This is a genomic window from Arthrobacter sp. NicSoilB4, assembly GCF_019977335.1.
Taxonomy (GTDB): domain Bacteria; phylum Actinomycetota; class Actinomycetes; order Actinomycetales; family Micrococcaceae; genus Arthrobacter.
The window spans coordinates 854110-875470 of record NZ_AP024653.1; the positions used below are offsets into that span (position 1 = coordinate 854110).

Here is a 21361-nt window from a genome sequence, read left to right on the forward strand (position 1 = left end):
GCACGGGGGAGTGCCGGCTGTCGCCGGTGGTTTTGTGAGGGCTAGGTGGTGGGTTCTGGCTGTCCCGGCGGCGTTGGACTGGGCTGTGTTGAGTTGGGCGGGGCGGTGGAGCCGCGCTCGATCAGCCGGTGCGGCATGATCTTCGGCCCCAGATCGCGGGAGCGGAGCAGCTTTTTCACGGCCATCCGTCCCATCTCCTCGAGCGGCTGCGCCATGGTGCTCAGCGGCGGGTTCACGTGCAGGGCGGTGGAGGTGTTGTCGAAGCCCAGGACGGAGACGTCTTCCGGCACCCGGAGCCCGCGCCGCTGCAGTTCGTTGACGACGGCGGCGCCCATCTCGTCGCTCATCGCGAAGATCGCGGTGAGGCCGGGTTCCTGCTGCAGCAGCTCGTCGACGCCGGGAGCGCCGCTTTCGTAGAAGAAGCTGCCGGTGGCCGTGACGGGGGTGCAGCCGGCTTCGGTCATGGCGCGGAGGTAGCCGCGTTTCCGGGGCTGGGCGACATAGACCGACGCCGGGTCGCCGGTGAGGAGGCCGATGCGTCGGTGGCCGAGCCGCAGCAGGTGACGGGTCGCGTCGTAGGCTGCCTGTTCGTCGTGGATGGCCACGCTGGGGGAGCCCGATTTGTCGCTGATGGCGACGGAGATGATGGGGACGTTGGGCCCCAGCAGCTGCCTGGTCTCCGGGGTGATCACCGCGGAGATGAGGATGACGCCGGCGGCCCGGTAGGTGCGCAGGGTCCGGAGGTAGCCGGCGATGTAGGCGGACTTGGCGCCGGTGCGGCCGAGCATCACGGCGTAGCCGCGTTCCTGGGCTTCTTCCTCGACGCCCTGCATGACCTGGGAGGCGAGGGCGTCGGAGACCATGGGCGCGAGGAGCCCGATCACGGAGGTCTGCCGGGTTTTGAGGCCGCGGGCGAGGTAGTCCGTCTCGTAGCTGAGGCCCTTGACCGCGGTTTCGACGCGTTCCCTTGTTTCGTCGGAGTAGCCGACGAGCCCGTTAACAACCCGGGAAACGGTGGCAGGGGAGACGCCGGCGTGCTTGGCGACATCGCGGATGGTGACCACTGTTCCTCCTCCCTGAGGGTGTCTGTTGTCTTGTGCCCCTGTCACGTAATCGGTTTCGGAAAACGGTTTACGTAAACGGTTTCGTTGCGTGCAGGATCAACAGTAAGGGGTGGGTGGGGGATCGCGTTGCGTTTCGTAAACGGGGGTGGATTGATCGCTCTTTTGTGGCGTTCTGGCGTCGCTCGAGGAGGATGCAACGCGCCTAGTCCGTGAGCGCCTGCAACCGTCCAGAAAAGTCCGCCAGTTGCCGATCGGTGGACTGCTGGCGCGTCGAAAACGCGTGCGTAGCCGATCAGTGCTGGCTTCGACGGGTCTCGCAACTAACGGTGAATACACCGGTTCAGTCATAATATTTCGAGACGTAGTCACGGGAATCGCCAACCGCGGACGAACTGATACCCTTCGGCGAAACTTAGTGTTCTGGCGTCGTCCCGGTCGTGGTTCGGACGGTGAGACGTCTAATATCCCTAGGGTTGCGAGAATGCGCTTGTTCAGTGGGGTCCTCAGGTCCGTTGACGATCAAGAACCGTTGGTGCGCGGACCAGGTTGCTCCCAGTCACGGGCGAAGTCATCTTTGACGAGAGGCCAGACCAGATGGAACCCGTCGTCTACTGAGCTGACCGTGCCAGGCAGTGGTGGAAGCAGCACGAACTCGTGCGGGATGACTCTGCCTGCTGCATCGCGACGTTTCTCCGGATCTAGAAACCGAAACGCAACCGTGTCTGCGTTTGCTCGGAAGGTTTCCGTGGTGTCCTCGATTCCGGAAAACGCGGCTTCGTAAATCTCAAGTGGGTTCGACCGACCTGCAGTGCGCAGGAAACGGAAGCCCCAGTTTTTCCCGCGAGTTGCCCAAACGAAGGCAATCTCATGGTCTGCGGAACTACTGTCGGAGGTCACGAGCGGCTCCTCAGCAGGACCTTCTCACCATCACCATGGTCTAGCTGCAGCTGGAAGCCGGTCAACGTTTCGCTGAGGAAGTCGTGCTTTGCTTTCGCCTCAGTATGCAAGTCCAGCACCTTGGTATCGGTGAGATCGAGCACGGTCTGTATAAGAAATGGCCCTATCAAGGCCACAGCGTTGCCGAACGGGCCAGGAAGTCGTACTAGGAGAGCGGGCAATTTATCGTTTCTAATGAAATCGGCCACCGGCCTGGCGACGCGCAGCAAATGCTCGGCCACGTTTGCGCCTTTTCGCATTGCGAGCGCCCAGCGGACGTAACGAGAGAAGGGAAGCATTGCCGCAATCGGCAGGATCAAATCCAATCCCACACGCTTGGCCACCTCAATTTTCCCGGGCTCGAACTGTGCAGAGGACAGCAGCACAAAATCGTCGCCCACTGACAACGCCTCAGGAACTTCCACGAACGTTGCGATCACCTCTTGCAGTTTGTTCAGCTCTGATCCGGCTTTCTCTACGAGCAGGTCCCGGAAATCGATCACATCCATGTCCGGCAGCAGATCGGCTTTCGACAGTGCCATCAGCCAGATCCGCGGGAACGTCACCAGCGGTTTGCCATCTTGCAGAAGGTTGTCACGCAGCTTGAGCAGCTGATTGCTGAGGTTGGTCAGAAGCGCTTTGAGATATCGCTCCTCCTCGCCCGCGTTGTCGAGAAGCCGCTGGCCATCCACCAACACGAGCGCGACATCGGAACCCAGCAGAGCTCGGAACGTGTGTATCCGGCGATCTTCTTCTTCCGGCTGCGGCTCCGTTTCGAGCCACTCGCCGGGGTAGTCGTGCCACACCAGGCGCAGTTCTTCGGGAGCCTTTTTCCTCGCCTTGGAAGCCGTCCCCGGCTTGCGTTTGATCGAAAACGCGTAAGCCGTCGCGGAAAACCGAGTCTGCATCGGTAGCGCGGCTGAATTCTTCATGCCGAGGTAGTTCTGATGCAAACGTCGACCTTGAGCGTTATCGCCTGCGAGAACGTCGAATTGCTCCGTTCCGGAGAGCAGCTGCTCCACCGCTAACCCGTAGAAGGAGGACAAAAGCACCGTCTTGCCGCTTCCGCTCTCGCCGAATACGGCAATCTGTTGCTCTCGTGCGACCTTGTTCTGCTCCATAGGACGAACTTACGGCACGACCGAGTGATAGGCGTGCGTGTGTGCGGTAACCAATAGTGTGTCGGAAAAAAGATGGCATGCAATACAACTCAAAGCCTGGTTGACGCCAAACGATCACAGAACGCCGCCACAATCCGCTGAACTCCATAGCGAACGAGGGGGCGGGCCAGGTAGCCCCCGGCTCCTAGGTTGTCGTTCGTTGGCTGGGTTGCCAAAAGTGAAACGCCCCAGAAGTTTTTGTAACCCACTAGATGCCTTTTCTGTCAGAGCGTCCGCCTACAGTGCTTCCATGACTCCCGATGAATCAACCCCCGCCCCCGACCCGACGACAAAACGCGCCGCCACGCGGCGGTGCCCGGTGTGCGGCCACGAGGGATGGCGGATTGCCTACGGGATGATCATGCCGTCGGCGCGCCAAGAGATGTCCGAGACTGAGTTTGCTGGCTGCGTGATCGTCGAAGAACAACGCATCTACCCCGCCACGGGCAAAGTCGAGTGGGGCACACCAAAATGGGCGTGCCAGAACCCGGAGTGTCGCCACCGCTGGTGGTGAGGGTCGGACATTATCTGGTCAGGACCGGCATCTGCTGGCGCTCATCTCGATACGTCAGCGGGCCTCCAGATCTGCGCTCTCGACAGAATCCTGCCCAGTTCAGAACCGCCCGCCTCCGCCAGCAGCCCGGAGTCGCCGACTACGACCAGGAGGCTCCGTGCCCGCGATAGGCCCACATAAAGCTGCTCCGCCGCACGCTTAGGCTCCTTGAAACCGTTCACGCACAACACTATTACGGAGCGCTCCAGACCCTTGAAGCCCAGGACGTGGCCGTAGAATTCTCGTTCGTTCGCATGGAACTCGCGCCAATAGTCCTCGGTCGTGCCGGTCTCGAAGAACTCTCGATGGATGGGGTGCCGTGCTTTCGTCGTCAGCAGGGCGATTTGGTTGTTCGCCCACCCTTCCTCGATAAGGCCATCGACACAGTCCTCAGCGGCGTCCAGGGCGTCCTGGGTCGCACATTCAACTCGACGGACAGGCAGTCCGGTGCTGCCTCTCGGAGTGAAATGCTCACCGGCGAACGACTTGAATGTATCCGCGATCTTTCGGGTGTTCCTGAGATTTTCGTCTATGTGGATGGGCACCAGACCAACCGCCGGATGACCGAACTCTCCCAAGGCACCGGTCCAACGGCTGTAGACGTCCTGATGATCGTCCTGGAACGCGAAGACTTCGCTGGTGTCCGGGTCTTTCGTGCAAGCCAACAGCGCTTCCCACCACAGTGGCGCGAAATCCTGAGCTTCATCCACGACGACGGCGTCCAGCTTCAGCGACGCGTCCATGGTGGCAGCAAGCGATTTGAGTTGCCGGGGCATTTCCTCGTCGAAGTAGGCCTGGCCGACGCCGTCCGGCACGCCGAGCCCGCGGGCGTAGTCGTGGAACTCCCCGGTGAACACCGGCTTGGCTTGTCGCCAGGGCTCTACCTGGTCCTGAAGGTACTGTCCGAGGCCCTTGTTGTAACAGAACAGGCCAACCCGTTTCCCGGACTTGGCGAGCACTTTTGCCTTTTCGACAGCCAGCCATGTCTTACCGCTGCCGGCGCCTCCGGTGAACTGCACACGGCGCAGTGACCGCGTTGCGCGGAGTAGCACTGCCTGTCCTTCGGTCAGATGGTCCTGCAAGTACTCGTCTTGCGCAGGGTCCTGGTGGGCGCCGGCGGGCTCAAGAGTTCCGCTTAGGTGGCGAACGATTCGCTCAGTGAAAGCCGCTGCCAGTGGAGTAGCGCCACCTCCTTCCTGTTCGATTGCTCGACGGACAAGTTCAGCGGCGGAGGGTATATCCGTCTGGTCCAGGACCAAGGCTCGCGGGCAACCAGCCATGTTCCACGTCTGAGGAACCTTTGTGTATGGAAAGGCCACGAGGTAAGCGAAGCGACTAGTCAGGCGAGACCCTATTTGGCCGCTGATCCAGTTCTTGAAGGCGTGCTGGGAACCCTGCGACTGGGCAACCGGGCTCTGAATTTTGCGCTTGTCGCTCCTATCCGACTGGTACCACTGGGCATCGTCAACGGAGATCTGGCCGCCCTTGACTTCAATGGCGGCCATACCGACGCCGGGCCAAAGGACGAGCAGATCAATTTCGTGCTCTGATCTGCCGTCCCGAACCTGGACAGAATGCGCCAGCACTGCCTCCTCCGGCAGGCTGGCCTTCAGTGCTTCCCACACGGCTTTCTCGGCCAACTGGCCATCGCTGAACTCAGGCTCGGCTGGAATGCATCTCATCGTTGTACCTCTCTCTGCCGCATCAGGAAACCGGCACTGGCAGATTCTCGAGTTTCTGCCGGCGGACGTCAGCGAAATTGGGTCTGCACAGCACCAATAGGAGTTCGCTCACTCGCTCGCCGGTGGTTTCGGCGAGCATTTCGGCATACAGGCTGAGCTGTTTCCAATATGCGGACTGAGTCGCCTCCGACATTTGCACATCCGTTTTGAAGTCAATGATGACCAGGCTGCCGTCGTCCTCCCGGTACAACAGATCGATGATGCCCTCGATCACTACCCCGTCGCGTTCGACTGCAACGGGCAGCTCATTCCAATGCCGGCGCTCGGCTGCTCGTCGGACGGGAACAGCTGACATCGCCGATCGGGCGCAGGCTTCAAGGTCAGCCGCGGACTCCAGCCCGAATTGCAGGGCCACGGTCCGGGCCAGTCCTCCGAAGCCGTCATCGGCCTGCAGACCTGACACTTCCATGAGGCGGTGCAATGCCGTGCCGAAGTCAGCTCCGTGCATACCGACCGCGCCGCTTGCGAATGGCGAACCGGCACCGGCGTCGTCGGCGAAGCTCAGTTCCTGCAGCGGCTCGTCCTGCGCACCCGCCGCTTCGACGGCCGGTACAGAGCCGCCCTTGGTCAGTGCAGTCACAGACGTGCTGGCAGGAATTGCGGATTGCGCAACCCACCGAGCTCTCATGTCCTGCCAATCGTCGAACGCCGGTACAGGAGACACTCCGTGCTGGGATTTCTCGCGGGCGGGGAACGCATCGGGGAACTCCAGTTCCTGCACCGTTTCCGGATCGTCGACTGAGCCCAGCATCCCGCTGAGGCTCGAAGGGCCTCCGCTGTAGAGGGATACGACGAGGTGGCTGGTGGCCCGTGTGCAGGCCACGTACAGCAGCCGGCGTTTCTCCGCAGCGAGCAGTTCGGCCTCCGCCTCCTTGGCCTCGGGATAGCCAGCCGACTCGATGTTGCCCGAGATGTGCACCTGCAACTGACCGAACTCGTCCCAGAGTGCCATGTCCGACGAGCCGCCTCTGGTGCTGCCCGCCCCGGCCAGTACCACCATGGGGAACTCAAGCCCCTTGGAGGCGTGGATGGTCATGATCCGGACCGCTTGGGCGTCTGTTTCGGGTACCACGGCTTCTTTGACCTTGGCATTCTCCTCCTGCTGAACGGCGGCCCAGAGCAGGTAGTCGCGCAGGCCGCCGTGGGTCGCTTCGGACCACGCGCGCGCTTGATCGACCACAAACCTCAAGCGGCGCCAGACGTCCCGGTAGCGTGGCGAGTCCGTCGCGGACTCGAGCACCCGGCGGTCAGCCAGAATGCGTTCCATGATCTCCGACGGGGGACTGTAGGAAAGATCCCAGGAGAGCGTTTTCAAATAGGCCAGCGCGCGGGCTACAGACGATCCCGCTAAGGCCTCGGGAGCCGTTCCATGGATGCTCCAATACCCGCCTCCGGCGTGCCATTCGTACAAATCGTCGTCACCGCATCCGAGGTAGGGCGTCCGCAGTGCCAGCGCCAGGGACGCCTGGTCCGCCGAGTTGGCGAGGGACCGGAGCAGGAGGAGCAGATCGTGGACCTCCTGTGTTCCGTAGACCAATGAGGAAGCTTCAGCCCGGTACTCGATGCCCGCCGAGTCCAGGGCATGTTCAATGTGAGAGAGGGACGTCCGGGTGGGCAGGAGGATGCAGATGTCCCGGGACTCCAGGTTGGAGAGAGCGTAGGAGGGGGCCCCGGACTGCTTCTGCCACGGCGTGCCGCCGTGACCCAACGCCAAACCAATGGCTGAAGCCACGTCTGCGGCTTCTTGCGCATGCCGGGCCTGGGCGCTGGGCTTCTCTCCGTCCGCGCCCGGCAGCATGCCGCTGCGTCCGATGACAGCTACGGGGGGACCAGCGGAGCCATCCACCTCGGGCCTGGAGGGGTCTGCATGGAGAGGCTGATAGTCCGCCTGGATGCTTCCGTTGGCCTCGATCAACTGTGCAAACGTGTGATTGACCCAGCGAAGAACGGCGGGAGTGGACCGGAAGTTTGTGTTGAGCCGTGCGACCTCCGCCGCCGTATCCGCTTCGGCACGCCCTCGGGCCGTCATATATGTGGCGATGTCAGCCCGGCGGAACCGATAAATGGACTGCTTTGGATCGCCGACGGTGAAGAGCCGCCCGGGGGGTATCGGGAGCTTCTCCCAGCCGCTGGGCCCGCACACCTCGTCGGAGCAGATCCGGAGGGCAATCTCAGCCTGGATAGGGTCAGTATCTTGGAACTCGTCGAGCATGACGTGGTGGTAGCGGCGGCGAACGGCGGCCTGGATCTCGCGTCGCTCATCGCCAACAAGCAGATTGCGGGCGTGGACCAGCAGGTCGTGGTATTCCAACTCACCCCGCCGCTGACGTTTCCCCGCCTCGTCCAGGAAGATCCCGGACATGATGGACGTGACGTTCTCCAGCGAGGGTCCCACAATGCTCGCAATCAGCTCCGCGACATTTGCCACAACATCCTGTGCGGCACTTCGCACCTGGTCGACGGGGATCTGCCAGTCGCCCTTGGCTCCGCCCTTGAGATGGGCGGTCGGAACTTTGCGCAGGACACTCATCAACATGTTCGGGTCGTCAGCGGACTGTGCTTCCTGGAGTTGCACTAGCCAGGCCTCAAGCCCGCTCAGGCCTTTGGCCAGCAGGACGTTGTTCGGATTGGTGCAATGTTCCCGCATGGCCAGGACGTCAGAGCATTGCCGGATAACCGGCCCGGCGTTCAGCTCGGGGATGTATCTGGTCTCCGACGGGCTGTGCTTCAGACGATCCCAGTTTGAGTCGAGGGCCCGTCCGAGGTCGCGGAGGTTGTCCAGCGTGACACCGACGGCCAGCAGCACCCTCAGCGCCTTGTCCGCGCGGGGCTCGTTGAACAGGGCGGCGACCACAGCCTCCCAGCGTTTGTTGAACGCGATTTGGGACCGCAGCTCGTCGACGACGTCGATCATCGGCGGGACACCTGCCGCCACTGGGTTCTCGCCAATCAGCCGGGCCGCAAAGGAGTGGATGGTCCCGATGGGTGCCGTGTCCAGCTGGTTGAGGGCCGCCGCCCGCAGCGCCCTAGTGTTTTCCCTGGCCTCGTAGGACTCAGCAGCTGCGGCGAGCCGCTTGCGGACGCGCTCCCGCAGCTCGCCGGCTGCTTTCTCGGTGAATGTAATGGCCGCGATGCCACGGAGCTCGACGCCGGAATCCACCAGAGCGCAGATGCGTTCCACAAGCTCCCGGGTTTTGCCGCTGCCGGCGCCCGCCTCAACGAAAACTGTTTTGTCCAGCATCGTGCGCACGATAACGCGGTGGCTTTCATCGCGCAGCTCCAGAGCTGGGGGAAGAACTGTTGCGCTGCTCATTTGTCGTCCTTCAGGATAGCGAGTGAGACCAATTCGGAGGCTTTTGAAAGCCGCTGCCAAGTATGTTTGGCGCCGGCGGTACCGGCCAGGTTAGTGAAGTTGGAGAAACTCGACTCCTCCGGCTTGTGCGGAAAGACGCCGCGGTGCAGAGCGGAGACGATCACGGAGGCGTCCGTCCTCAACTGATGGAGCACCGCGTCGTCGACTGCATACCCAATCGGGTCTGCATCCTGCGACACAAACCAGTACTGGGCCTGGACCGGAACTGCAGTGTCGGCCTGGAGTCTGCGCGCAAAGAGCCCATAGACGGGCAGCTGAAACTTCTTCCCGCCAGCCGTAGGATCTGTTTGAGACATTCCCTTGAATCTGCTGGTGCCACCAGTCTTGTAGTCGATGACCCGAACGGCCCCGGATTCGTGCCGATCGATCCGGTCAACGAAGCCAAGGAACTGAATCTCCTGTCCGTCGAGCAGCGTCAGGTTTACCGGCTCATGCTGATACTGCTTGCCGTATTCGGCCGGCCCGAACCCTGCCTCCGGTTGCTGATAGGTCCACCCCTTGGCAGCGTCACGTTGGTCCGCCGCGAACACCCGCCGCAGGTCCGCGAGCATTCGGCTCCTATCCCGATCCCAGAGGTGGCCAAGCCACGCTGAGTTTTCGGGTTTCTGGAAGAGGACTTCGCCTATCGAAGTGAGGTCCTGCTCAGTGGATGCTTGCGCACCTTCGGTTGCTCCGAGCACAAACGTTTCGAGGGCTTTGTGAATGAGCTCTCCGCGCTGTATCGGACTGATCTGCAGCTCTAATTGAATGTCCTCAAACACGCTGACCTTCAGGACCCGCTTCATGAAGTAGCTGAAGGGGTTGGTCGCCCAGTCCTCGAGGCTTGTGGGTGAGATGGCCTTGGCCGGATTGAAGAAGTTTCCAGCAAAACGCGACAGATCCCCGTTGAAGCGCGAGAACGCGCCGTGGTGGCGGTCGTGGCGGATTTCCAGGGCGCGGTGGAGCACGCTGTCGTCGGATGCAAGCTCATTGCGTTTGCCGCTCAGGCAGGACCTGAGCCGCCACTCCTGTGCAGTGGGGGCCAAGCCGTTTGTTGTTCCGGCGCCCGTCCGGATTCCGTGCTCGTACGACCTGAGTTCCACCACAGACTTTGGATCTTCGAGGCCGGCGGAGATCCAGCGGGACATCTCGTAGGATCCCCCGCCTCGAAGATTTCCGCGCGGGAAGAACACTAGCGTCCGGGATCCGCTGGCCAGCGTCGCGAGAAACTGCTGGTGTGTCAGGGCAATTCTCTGTTCCGCCGTTGGGAGTCCGGTGCCCAGTTCGACTTTGAAGTGGTCAGGGAGCAGCGGATCCTCTCGGACTTTGGAGGGCGCGAGGCCCTCAGCCATTCCTGCCAGGATCACGACGTCGAGGTCCCGCCCAACGCCGTCGGCGATTGTCCCAACCGAGATCCCGACGCCGATCTTTCCTCTCCGCCCGGAGCGGCGGTTGATTCCTTGTTCCAGCGCTGTGCGCAACGCGCCACCGCTGGGCGCGGGCGCCACTCCGTCGAGCAGGGATAGGCTGTCCGCTATTTCGAAGACTTCACCCCGGGCGGCGCTGACCCGCGGGTGCTCTGAAGCCGACCGCGGGCCCAGGAACTCCTGGATGAAGTCTCGGAGTTCCGCTGCTGCCTCAGGCCATGAGGAGGCCTTCGCGACGCGAGCCAACCCTCCGGACAGAGCGTTGCGGAAACTGACGAACTGGGCCAGCTCGGCCAGTCTTCGGGCTTTTCGCTCGTGGGACTTCTCGTCCAGCACCACGTCGCTCTCCGGTGCTTCCTCGTCTCGCGGCGGGTTCAGGTACAGGCGCTCGCAGGCGGCGGCGGACGGAAGGTCATTGGTGCTCCAGTGGACACTGCCTTCGGCCATGGTGTTGAGAACAGCCCTCACGTCCAAAGCGCTAGGGTCCAGTTGCAGCAGTCTCAGCAAGCCGCGGGCCTGGGGCGAATCGCGAAGATCCTGGGCCGCGGGGCCGCTGAACTCGATGCCGGCCTCATCCAGCCGGCGGGCCAGCAAGGAGCGATACGGGTCTGACGCAGAGTAGAAAACCCCGATGCGATGCCCAGCGACGCCGGAGCCGAGCAACTCCGCAACGGAGCGCACGATGGCGCGGCACTCATCGTCGGAATCGGAAGCGCTGTAGATGCTGTCCACCCCGCGGACCGAACCTTCCGCCGCCAGCGACTGCATACCCGCAGCGGACAGCGTGCCGAGCAGGTGCGCGGTGCTGGGCCCCTGGTCCGCAGGAAGCATGAAACCGATGATTGTACCGAGTTGGTCCAGAGCCCCCGGCTGGCTGAGGAGTTTCGCCGCTCCCGAGAGTGCCTCGGCCTCGGTGAAGCATGCCGATTTGAGGGCGGCCATGGCCCCGTCGTTCAGGCGAAGCACGTCCTGGACGAGCTCAGGCAGTGACGCCGCAGTATCGACGTTGACGCCGTCCAGCCCCGAGGAGGTCTTGGTCAGGGCTGCGGCGGTGCCGGGCTGGTCTGCAACCTCCATAAAGACTCCAGGGTTGCGGGCGAGACTTGCCGTCAGAGCGCCCTGCCTGATCATGGGGTCCAACAAACCTCGGCCACTGGCCTCCGGACTCAGTGCAAAGAGGTCAATAGCCAAGTCAATGAGCGTGAATGCGCGGACTCCGACGACACCACTGCCCGACTCCCTCGCCAAATAGCGCGGAATATCGAGGGCGCTGGCCCGGGACGGGACGAGCACGGTCACCGGCGCGAACGGGTCTCCCGCTTTCGCCTCCTGCACCAGCCGTTCCAATTCGGCGAGGGCGGCCTGAGCCGATGCAAATTGCTGTGTCGTCATGCCGTGATCCCCAATGGTTGTCAAAATTTTCGATGCATGCGGCGGGTCGCCGAGCAAAGGCTTGCGGAATTGCTCAGGCCGCGTTCTGAAGTGTCTGGACTGCGCCGGCAAGAGCATCGGCAAGGGTGACGCCGCCGTCCGGACCGGTGCCGGTCGGAAATTCGCCGGTATGCCATTCAAGCTTCCTTGCGTCGTGGCAACCCCGGCCATATCTGAAGCCTTCGAGTATCTGGTGCCCCGCTTCAATGTGCGGGATACCGTCCTTGAACCAGTTTGGAAAATCGCTATTCGGAACAGACCAGCCATTCCCGGTCAGGTAGCCGGCATCTATGGGCCACGTGTCGGCTGGCAAATACTGCTCGGACACAATTTCGAACCAGACCCCATCGGCGCTGGGAACTGCTTGGGCGTACGGTGTCAGTCCTCCGGTGTCCTCGGCGTATTGAATGCTGAGGAATGAGTTCCACGGCATGTTTGCGAGAACCTCACTGATCAGTTCGCCCGCTTTCGCCCAGCCTTCCTGGACGTCGTTCTCGGCTCTGATGTGGTTGACCATACCGTCGTACTCATCCTCGACTTCCGACGGCATTACGGCGCCGATCACCGACTCCCAAGCGCCGAAGTGCCTTCGGATGGCGACTACGGACGGGCGATGGCGGCCGGCGGCCATTTCGACAGTCGTCCAACTGTCGTAGCTAGCCACGTCTTTCGGGGAGCCGAAGTAGCGGTACTCGTCTCTAAATCTACGGGCCGCCTCAACAAAATCAGACGCGCTGAAGCTAACTGGGTCCAACGTCGGCTGCAGCCCGGCGGCAGCCAACGCGGTGTCCCAGAACCCTTGGCCCAAGTGGCGCCGCACCGTTCGTGCCGGTATCGGCCAAAGGTCTCCGCGACCGGGCAGTTCGTCTCCAAAGTCGGCCGAGATTGTCTCCGCTATCTCCTCGTAGTCTGAGAACGAGATTCCGGCGTCATCGCCGGCGTGGATGGCCTGCGCTGTTGTTTCAATGACCGCCAGGATTTCGGCTGACTGGCCGTAGGGGCTGCCCGGACCCAGGAAGTCCCGGATCTCGGCGACCGATGAGAGCGGCATCATCCCCAGAGCCATTTCATAATCGGGTTGGACTCCGCGGTGGCGGCCCGTCACGTAGAGCAAGCTGAGCATTTCGATGGGTGGAACAAACTCCACCTCACCCCTATGCAGTTGGTAGGCGCGGTGCGCAAGTTCCTTGAACGTGTGCGTAGTCCGGAGCATTTCCTCGGCAATGTCGACGTCGACGGGTGCTCCGAGCGCGGCGAGAACCTTGGGTATATCCACGAAGTCGATACCGGCGCCGTGGAGCTGCTCGAAACGTTCGCGCTCCTGGTAAAGGGCTGCCAAGGTGGCATTGCATCGATTCCGGAGGGCCCTGGACCGCTGCTCCTCACCCCGGTCCGCGACCCGGTTACCGAGGATTCCCAGAAGCTCCCAGCTACTCATTTTCGCGGCGTCCGCGATGCACCGCAGTGGATCCCCGGCCAGGAAGGATCTGGTCACCTGCCCAATCACGTCGCGCGGAGGAACGTCAGCCTCTGATGAAAGTGTCCTCACGCTCAAAACCCCAGTGATTGTTGCGGCGCGTGGATCGCGCGCCGGACAGCGGATGGCGGGCCCACCAGCGCGCCTTGCTCGATATCTTCTTCGAGCACTTCGGCCGGGTCCTCGTCTTCGTCCTCCTCCTCCGGGAGGATGACCTCCATGGCCGAAGCCCAGCTGCCGTAGCGACGGACGATTTCCACCGCCGACGGACGGTCGTTTCGCATGGACGCTTCGGAGAAGACCCACCGGTCGTAGATGGCAATGCTCATGGGATGCTCAAAATCGATGCATTCCTCCGTGAATCCGTCGAGCGCTTCGAGGAAGTCGTCTTCGGTAAATCTGGACTCTGAACTTGGCAGGCGCAGGCCTGCAGCATGCAGCGCGTCCTCCCAGAAACCATGACCGTAACGGCGTAGTAGCACGGTAGCCGGTGCCGGCCACTTGTCAGCGGCGGCAACTCTAAAGTTTCCCAGGCGCAAAGAAATCGTCTCCGCCGTCTTCGCGTAGTCCGAGTAGGAGACGGTCTGCACCTCTCGGGCCCGTATGGCGAGCTTGGTTGTTTCCGCCACGGCGGCGAACTCCGCCAGGCGCCGCGGGGAGAGGTTGGGCTGCGTAAGTGACCGAAGGGCGGCCAGCTCCTCGATCGGCATGGTGCCGAGCGCCAGTTGATAGTCCGGTTCGATTCCGTGGTGTTTGCCCGCGATGTACAAGAGACTGAGCTTGTCGCTCAAGGCTCTTGGAGGTAGTGCCCTGTCCATCCGATCGGAATAGACTCCGGGAATGTTCACGAGCTCGACGGCGACTTCCACGTCAATGTCCGTCTCAAGCGCCATCAGGACCTTCGGCGTATCAGACCAGGCAATTCCTGCGTCGTTCAACCGGTACAGCAGGCCGCGGTTCTCGTAGACGACTTCGTCCGTAGCCAGGCTCCGCTGCCGAACAGAACGGGCGCGCTCAAGCTCGATGTTCGTGGTTAGCTGCTTGGCCAAGGAATTGCAGAGTTCGTCGACGGTGCAAGCCAGACCGGCAGCGATGGCGCGGAGAGGTTCTCCGGCGGCGTAAGCGGCGCTTGCCATTTCGCTGCGCATTGTTTCCGGCGAACGGAAGCAACGGGTCGTTTCGACTGCCCGCAAAGTACTTTCCCCCATGTTTGACTCCTAATCCTGCACGGAACGGAAGGAGTTCATCCACGATCCGTGACCGCGCGGTAGGGCATCGAGGGTCTCGCCGTCTGCGTAGCGCTCCACCATGGCAGCGTCGCGCTGTTCCCGACTGAGTTCAGGAGTTGTAGTCATGATCACATTCCTACCAGTAGCGTCGGACATTATTGGCCACTTGAGGCCGTGGCCTCGCACGCCTTCAGCGTCGACATCTGTTCGGCCTCCGTCAGCAGCCTAAGAAACAGAGGGTTCGGGTTCGCCCCCGGCAGCACCCGCCGCAGATCAGTCAGTGCCTCAATCGGAGAGACCCCCGCGACCCGCGCCCCGTACAGGGCGGCCACTGTCGGTGTCCGGGACTCCGCCCGGACCCAGTGCAGCAGTACCGTCTTGCCCTCCGCGCGGAAGCGTTCGACGGCGGCCGCCGCGTCCTGGAGCACAAACGAGGCATGCGCGTTGTCATCCTGCACAGGGGAGTCGACGATCCAGAAAGTGGCATGGTCTTCCGGCGTAACGGAGGGAGCAATCCCGGTTCCCAACCGGCACAGCGACACCACGGCATCGATCCCCAGGTCCGCCACCCGCCCCAAGGATCCGACTCCGCCCAGCCAGACGCCGGCGTCGTGCGGGTGCTGGACCAGCGCGTCGGTGCGGCCCCACATGCTGTAATCCTGTGACTCGGCGCGCGGCCAGGACGCGGGCCGGCGGCCCTCGCCGCGGCCCAGTTCCACGCCGAGCATCATGAGGTCGCGGACCCGGAGCCCGGGCCAGCCGTGCAGGCGCCGGCGCCATTCGAACGGCACCGCCGTGTAGCCGTACGCGGCGCCGAGCAGGTCGCCGGCGATGGCGGCGACGGTGTCGGTGTCCCGGCCGCCGCGGACGGCTTCCTCCAGCGCCGCCCGCAGGTGCGCCGGGCCGGAGGCGTACAGGCCCGCGAAGTGGATGGCGCTCCAGGCGCCCTGGAAAGCCTCGACCACCCAGCCGTTGCGGGCGAAGTCCCGCGGCCGGGACCGCTCGGCCACCTCGATCCGTCCCAGCCACAGGGCCGCCCGCTCGGCGGACAGCAGCGGCAGCCCGGCCCGCACGTCCAGCCGTCCGGTCAGGACCGCCTCCCGGATGGCCACACACCAGAGCCCGCAGGCTTCCTGCGCATCCGGGTCAGCGTGGGTCAGCGCGCTGAGCACCCCCGCCGCGGCCATCAGCTCAGCCGGGTCCCGGTCCAGGTAGGCCAGCGCCAGCGGTGCAGTGCGCATCAGCGAGCCGTTGCCGGCGCTGCGGCCCGTGCGGGCGTGGAAGTCCGCGGCCGCGGCACCGAAATCACCGGCGCTCACCTTGCTCCGCCCCGCCGCGGACGCCAGCCGACCGGCGGCGGCGATCACGGAGCTGGTCTGGTCGCCCACGTCCTTGGCCCCGGCGGCCCAAGCGGTCCAGACCCGGACAATCGTGGTGAGCGCCGCGGGGAAGGAGGATCCGGCGTCGGACGCTGCCTCGAGAAACGCCTGAGCGATCGGGATGGCCATGGAGGTATCGTCCGTCCATTCGGCCGGCGCGAACCCGAACGGCCCACCGCCCTTCATCGTGACTTCGGCGCCGTCCGGCAGCGGCGCGCCGAACTCGTAGCCGGCTCCGAGGGCGTCGCCGGCGGCCAGTGCGACGAGGACTCCGGCCGCGCGGTCATTCTGCAAGGGGGTCAGTTTCATGCCAGCTCCATCAGGGGGTGCTTGGTGTTCCAGCCGGTCAGGTGGGCCAGCTGGGGGCGGCGCTTGGGGAGCTCGACGGCGATGCCGGCCGCGGAAACCGTGCCGGCGGCGCGGGTGACATTGCGGCTCCGCAGGGAGCCGTGACTTCGGACCTCGACAGCCGCGGCGCCGCCGTCGAACGTGCCGAAGTCCATCGCCTGGACGTGGGCGGCGAAGTCGCGGGCCCGCTGGCCCGGCATGGGACCGGACGCCAGCGCCTGGGGTGAGAGGAGCTCGAGGTCCAGCAGCGCGGAGTCGATCAGCTGGCGGTAGTGCCGGCGGAACAGCGTGCCGGTGCCGAAGACCTCCAGGAGCAGCGGCTGCGTGCCCAGCCCGATGACGACGCCGCGCTGGCCCTCCAGCGGTGCCGGGGCGTCGGCGGCTTCGAAGCGGTTGTGCGCGTTGTCCTTGAACAGGTCCATGTGGTCCAGCAGCGAGCTGGTCACCGATGGGCCGCGGGCCGCGTCGAAGCGGCTGACCCGCTCCCAGATCCGTCCCTGCCGGTCGCCGCCGCGCCGGCCGTCGAGGCTGTTGGCCAGTTCGGACCAGACATTGAGCGGGGCGCGCCGTGCCTGCCGGCGGTGGCTGGACTGGCCGGCTTCCCAGCGGCCGGCCTCGACGCAGAAGGTGTCGATGTCGCGGGTTTCGCCGGGACCGAGGACGACGTCGCGGGCGCAGGTCCGGTGCTGCTGACCGCCCTCGAGCAACTCGCCTTCCAGTAGCAGGGCCGGGTGCGGGCCGTTGTTGGTGACGGTGAGCCGGGCGACCTGGGGGCCGCTGGCGAGTTCGGTCACGGCGACGTCGGCGTGGGTGCCGGTGCTGATGCCGAGGCTGCCGGAGCCGGAGGTCCAGACGGGGAAGATGCTGAGCGGGCCGAGCCTGCTGCCGGCGCCGACGTGGAGCTGGGGGACTTTCATGGGGAACCTCCGGTTGCTTTAGATCATTTCTGCGCTAATTGACTTCAGTATGCACGGCTTGCATCTTTAGCGCAATACTGAAATAAATAGTCCTGTGAAGGATTCCCAGAACGGCCCCGGCGCCTCCCTGCTCGACTACCCGCGCCCCTCGGTGGCGGTGGATACGGCGGTGCTGACGGTGGCGGACGATTCCGTCTGCGTGCTGTTGGTGCGGCGCGCGGAGGATCATCAGCACGGACGGTGGGCGCTGCCCGGCAGTTTCTTGCGGGAGCGCGAGACCCTGGCGGCGGCGGTGCTGCGCTCCCTGCGGGAGAAGGCCGGAATCTCAGGACGCGTGCCGCGTCAGCTCCAGGTCTTCGACGACCCGGCGCGCGACGACCGCGGCTGGGTGTTGTCTGTGGCGCACGTGGACGTGGTGCCGCTCGCGGCCCTGGAGGAGGCGTTAAAGTCCGACGGCGTCCGGCTCGCTTCCGTGACGGGGGAGCCGCAGCTGATCGCCGGGCTGCCCTACGGCCACGCGGAAATCGTGGCGAAGGCGGTGGAGTGGCTGCGGGTTGCCTACGCGGATGCACCGGACCCGGGGGAGCTGCTGACCGAGCCGTTCACTCTGAAGGAGTTGCGGGAGCTGCATGAGACGATAGCGGGCTCGGCTCTGATGCGGGACACGTTCCGGCGGTTCATGGAGCCGCAGCTGAAGGGGACCGGGCAGATGTCCGACGGGACGCGGGGGAGGCCGTCGCGGTTGTGGGTGCGGGGTGCAGATTAGCGCGCCTCCCGTGAGGTGCGCAGATGCTACGTAAGCTCATTAAATCGGTAGCACACACGAACAATAGGGAATGATGTCGAGTCGAGAAATTGAGACTGAGATTGCCGTGAAGATTGCGCTCTTGGAGCCAAAGGACATTGCCCGGCTCCGGGGGATCGCAGAGCTCGCTTCCGTTGCGTCAGTAAAGTCGGTCGACGGACGTCCTAGTGTCTTTACAAAAGTTCTCCGCGGTAGGTTGTCGCATTTCTTGTATGACGTGTTGGGTCTGAAGTCCTCCAGTGATTTTCCGCCAGGGCCCGGAATCATGCCCAATCGCGAGCCGGACAAGCATGCCGCCAACGTTGCATCGGCTAGTCAGTGCCTGCTGGGCATCACAACTAGTTCGTTATTAGCCGAACCTGCCAACATGAGGCCGGCCGACCTTAACCTAGTGAAGCTTCTCTTGGGACGGTTGTGCGAGCTTGTCGATTCGGTGCACGAAGTGCGGGAACTGAGTGACTTCGGATGGCAATCGAACGACTTTAATTCGGGTTGGCATAGTGGCCTCGGCAACTCTGAATACGATCTCTCGTTGGTTTTGAACGCTCTGAGATCTCCAGAAAAAGATTGGCTGCCGCCGAAAGATCCGGCGGGTTCGGGCCGTATGGCCGATTTCATAACATACTGGTTTTCACTGTGCGCGATCGTGCTGGGCCACTTGGCTTGGTCGAATCCGACCCTGGGCATAGCCCGCTGGGTAAACTCCGGAATGCCTGGAGATGGTGGCGTACTCTCCGGGCTGAAACGACTTTACGGAGCTGATGTGGCGGCACTGATACTCAACAGGAATGTGCCCGAGGCTGCGAATATGGTGGTAACGAGAGTCCTCGATCGCCGATGCACGGGTGATGAGGCTTACGACCCGTCGCAAATTTTGCTCCGCAGTTCAGCGATTACTCAAGCTGTTGGTAGTCGTCGTAGGTGGTCAGCAATGTCGTCCGGTGGTTCAGATTCACTGCACCTTAACGAGCATTTGCGGAGGCTACTGCTGGGACCTGGTCCGCAGCCGATTCGGCTCGCAGGGGGCCACGATGCTAACTCCGTGCCGCGTGCCCACCTTCTCCTGCCAGACGCGTACGGATGGTACGAGTCGTTGCATCTACGTGGGGATGGTCTCCCCGACCGTTCTGATGGGCGCTCGTGGCGCGTGGATGTGACGTCAGCCCCGCTTGGATACATCGGTGAATTTCGCAAATCCCGCGAAACGGGGCGTTGGTTTGCTGGCAAACACTCGTCACATATGTTGGGAAACTGAGACCCGACATAAGTCGCTGCTACGCCCTCGTCTGCGCATCCCGGCTATCCTGGCGACATGAAACGTGACTTTCCTGAAGCTCCCGTGAGCGCAGGGCCCCACCTGAGCACAACGGAAGTTGCTGTCATGATTGGCCGTCATCAGAGCACTGCGGCCGACTATGTGCAGCGGGGAGTATTTCCAAACGTCTACGTAGACACGGGCAGCGGTGCTCGCGGCGCATTCAAGGTGCCCAAGTCTGACGTTCTCCGTTATTTGGATACTTCTTCCCACTCGCTGGATTCCCGCCTCCGACGGGCAGCGCAGGCTTGGTTAGCAGTCCGCACCAATGATGGTCAGGATTCCATCGGCTATCTCGATCTGGAAGATTTTGAATTCGAAGGTGCCAGGCTGCCGTTGAAAAGTAGGCAGCGGGGGATCTGGAAGCCTCGCCAGCTGGATGCAGCACTGTCGATTTCTACAACTTTTCGACGCCCCGGGCAGGAGAGGCCCTACGAGGACGAAGTCGGGTCGGACGGAATGCTGCGCTACAAGTGGCAGGGGGATGATGCCGACGCTTCCGACAACCGGGCGTTGCGCACGGCCATGGACGCGGGACTCCCGCTGATCTGGTTTTTCGGAGTCGCGCCTGGTTTATTTCAGCCGGTTTTCCCGGTGTTCTTGGTGGACGAGGAGGTGGACCAGCAGCAGTTTGTCGTGGACATTGACCCACAGCGGGCATTTCTGGAGGGCGACGCGAATCTGGACTCTCCGATGGAGGTCGACGCCATAAAACGCTATGGGACTCGGATTGCCCGCACCCGGCTTCACCAGCGCCTATTTCGGTCAACGGTCATCAACGCATATGGAACGCGCTGCGCTATCTGTAACCTCAGGCATAAGGTACTGCTGGATGCCGCCCACATCATCCCGGACGCGCACGACGACGGTGTTCCGACGGTGGTCAATGGCATGGCAATGTGCAAAATTCACCATGCGGCGTTTGATTCGCAAATCTTAGGAGTCCGGCCCGACCTCGTAGTCGAAATACGGACCGACATTCTGGCCGAGGTTGACGGTCCGATGCTGAAGTATGGTCTCCAAGAGCGGCACAGGCAACCGCTCATGAGTGTCCCATCGAAGCGTGCTGAGCGTCCCAGCAGATCGCTCCTAGAAGCTGCTTATGCGCGTTTCAGGGAGGCATAGGGTGCCTGGCGGGCTTGGCTCAAATCAGGAAGTCAATTATGGCTGTGCGACCCGGTCGCGCAGTAGTTTCCGAGCGAGCGGCCGTATCTGCTCGATGGCGGCAACGTCAACCCAGCTGCGTGGACCCTTCGCCGGAGCTCCAATTATCTGCAACATGTCGAGGACATTCGCGCTCGTAACATGAAATCTGTCTGCGATTTCGTGGACACGAAGTTGTTGTTGAGTCAGGTGGCCGAGTTCGCCGATGACGCGTTCTATATGCGATGGATTGGCACGCGTCTTTCGCACGACACGAAACGACATCCAACCGCCTGATTCCACGGAGGAGCGTTCTAGCTGAAGCTGCCCGCTGCCTGCTGAACTGGCCAGCGCATCTCCTTCCACGATTCCGAGGATAACGTGGGGCTCCCCCTCCATAGCTCGCCAGCCTGAAATTGACTCCCTGTAGTTGCCGCCAGCAAACATGTTGAAGACCTCAATTCCCGTAATTGGGTGGTCACGGGCGATCATCACCCTGGGTATGTTCCAGGACCTGAACAGAGGAGAGGCATTGAGCTGGCAGACGACAAGGCTGCGCTGTGCTATGTCGAATATGAGCGACGGAATTTCATCAATCTCGAAATAGGTGCCGGGCTTCCTTTGTCGCTCAGCCGCTTTGCGTGCGGAGATCGCATTGGTGAAGATGGCGGAGCTGGTTTTGTACTGATTGATCGTCGTGCTGTTCCAAGCGTTACGTTTGGCGGTGAGGAGGTGGACCTCCGACCTGCGGACGTGAGTTACAGGGCAGTCCAAGACATGGAGGTCTCGGGGGAGCAACAAGGGCTTAATCAGCATGGATTCTGCCTTCGACAGTGGAGAATCGGGTACAGCGGTCGAATGTCGAGCTCAAGACTGCGCGGCCAAGGCTGTCTCTCTGCCGTCGGGAGCCACTCTTAGGAGCTTCAGAAGGTCGTTCGCTTCATCACGACGCAGTCCGCGCAAGACCGTTACTTCGCGTCCGACGAGCTGGGAGACTGTCCTTAGTTTGTCCTCATCGCTGAAGATCCCCATCTTGCGCAAAACATCCGTCAGAGCTCCGAGCTGGATGTTGGTGGCCGGTGC

The 21361-nt window shown here is 62.8% G+C and carries 15 protein-coding genes; 3 read left to right on the plus strand and 12 right to left on the minus strand.

Annotated elements, in window-relative coordinates; translation table 11 throughout:
• Positions 1 to 41: 41 nt before the first annotated feature.
• From LDO13_RS04005 to LDO13_RS04015, 3 genes are all read right to left on the minus strand, one after another.
• Positions 42 to 1064, minus strand: a complete 1023-nt coding sequence (locus LDO13_RS04005) for a substrate-binding domain-containing protein (protein ID WP_224048775.1) — start codon at positions 1062 to 1064, stop codon at positions 42 to 44.
• Between the two features lie 519 nt (positions 1065 to 1583).
• Complete coding sequence (locus LDO13_RS04010) at positions 1584 to 1961, minus strand: hypothetical protein (protein WP_224048776.1); 378 nt, start codon at positions 1959 to 1961, stop codon at positions 1584 to 1586.
• Positions 1958 to 3121 carry an ATP/GTP-binding protein gene (locus tag LDO13_RS04015; protein WP_224048777.1) on the minus strand — a complete coding sequence of 388 codons (1164 nt, stop codon included), beginning with the start codon at positions 3119 to 3121 and terminating at the stop codon, positions 1958 to 1960. Before LDO13_RS04015 ends, LDO13_RS04010 begins: the two co-directional genes overlap by 4 nt.
• Positions 3122 to 3410: 289 nt before the next feature.
• On the opposite strand from LDO13_RS04015, the gene LDO13_RS04020 reads away from it, so the two are divergent.
• Positions 3411 to 3674, plus strand: a complete 264-nt coding sequence (locus LDO13_RS04020) for a hypothetical protein (RefSeq protein ID WP_224048778.1) — start codon at positions 3411 to 3413, stop codon at positions 3672 to 3674.
• Positions 3675 to 3715: 41 nt separating this feature from the next.
• On the opposite strand, the gene LDO13_RS04025 is transcribed toward LDO13_RS04020, so the two are convergent.
• The 8 genes from LDO13_RS04025 to LDO13_RS04060 form a co-directional block, all read right to left on the minus strand.
• Positions 3716 to 5353: an NERD domain-containing protein gene (locus LDO13_RS04025; protein ID WP_263422141.1), complete on the minus strand. Its 1638-nt coding sequence runs from the start codon at positions 5351 to 5353 to the stop codon at positions 3716 to 3718.
• A 64-nt stretch (positions 5354 to 5417) separates the two neighbouring features.
• Entirely contained in the window at positions 5418 to 8768 is a 3351-nt protein-coding gene (locus LDO13_RS04030; protein WP_224048780.1) for a UvrD-helicase domain-containing protein, read from the minus strand.
• Complete coding sequence (locus LDO13_RS04035) at positions 8765 to 11743, minus strand: PD-(D/E)XK nuclease family protein (protein ID WP_224049658.1); 2979 nt, start codon at positions 11741 to 11743, stop codon at positions 8765 to 8767. Before LDO13_RS04035 ends, LDO13_RS04030 begins: the two co-directional genes overlap by 4 nt.
• Complete coding sequence (locus LDO13_RS04040; RefSeq protein ID WP_224048781.1) at positions 11700 to 13214, minus strand: hypothetical protein; 1515 nt, start codon at positions 13212 to 13214, stop codon at positions 11700 to 11702. Before LDO13_RS04040 ends, LDO13_RS04035 begins: the two co-directional genes overlap by 44 nt.
• 2 nt (positions 13215 to 13216) lie before the next feature.
• The gene (locus LDO13_RS04045) at positions 13217 to 14350 is read right to left on the minus strand and encodes a hypothetical protein (RefSeq protein ID WP_224048782.1); all 1134 of its coding nucleotides are present in this window, start codon (positions 14348 to 14350) and stop codon (positions 13217 to 13219) included.
• Between the two features lie 9 nt (positions 14351 to 14359).
• A complete protein-coding gene (locus LDO13_RS04050) occupies positions 14360 to 14497 on the minus strand; it encodes a hypothetical protein (protein WP_224048783.1) in 138 nt (45 codons plus the stop codon).
• Between the two features lie 29 nt (positions 14498 to 14526).
• A complete protein-coding gene (locus LDO13_RS04055; protein WP_224048784.1) occupies positions 14527 to 16059 on the minus strand; it encodes an ADP-ribosylglycohydrolase family protein in 1533 nt (510 codons plus the stop codon).
• Positions 16056 to 17015: a DUF6569 family protein gene (locus LDO13_RS04060; protein ID WP_224048785.1), complete on the minus strand. Its 960-nt coding sequence runs from the start codon at positions 17013 to 17015 to the stop codon at positions 16056 to 16058. Before LDO13_RS04060 ends, LDO13_RS04055 begins: the two co-directional genes overlap by 4 nt.
• 94 nt (positions 17016 to 17109) lie before the next feature.
• Here LDO13_RS04060 and LDO13_RS04065 point away from each other — a divergent pair, with 94 nt between their 5' ends.
• Positions 17110 to 17781 (plus strand): NUDIX hydrolase, encoded by a 672-nt coding sequence (locus tag LDO13_RS04065; protein WP_224048786.1) that lies wholly within the window; start codon positions 17110 to 17112, stop codon positions 17779 to 17781.
• A 1351-nt stretch (positions 17782 to 19132) separates the two neighbouring features.
• Positions 19133 to 20260: an HNH endonuclease gene (locus tag LDO13_RS04070; RefSeq protein ID WP_224048787.1), complete on the plus strand. Its 1128-nt coding sequence runs from the start codon at positions 19133 to 19135 to the stop codon at positions 20258 to 20260.
• A 36-nt stretch (positions 20261 to 20296) separates the two neighbouring features.
• On the opposite strand, the gene LDO13_RS04075 is transcribed toward LDO13_RS04070, so the two are convergent.
• The gene (locus LDO13_RS04075) at positions 20297 to 21094 is read right to left on the minus strand and encodes a hypothetical protein (RefSeq protein ID WP_224048788.1); all 798 of its coding nucleotides are present in this window, start codon (positions 21092 to 21094) and stop codon (positions 20297 to 20299) included.
• Positions 21095 to 21361: the final 267 nt, after the last annotated feature.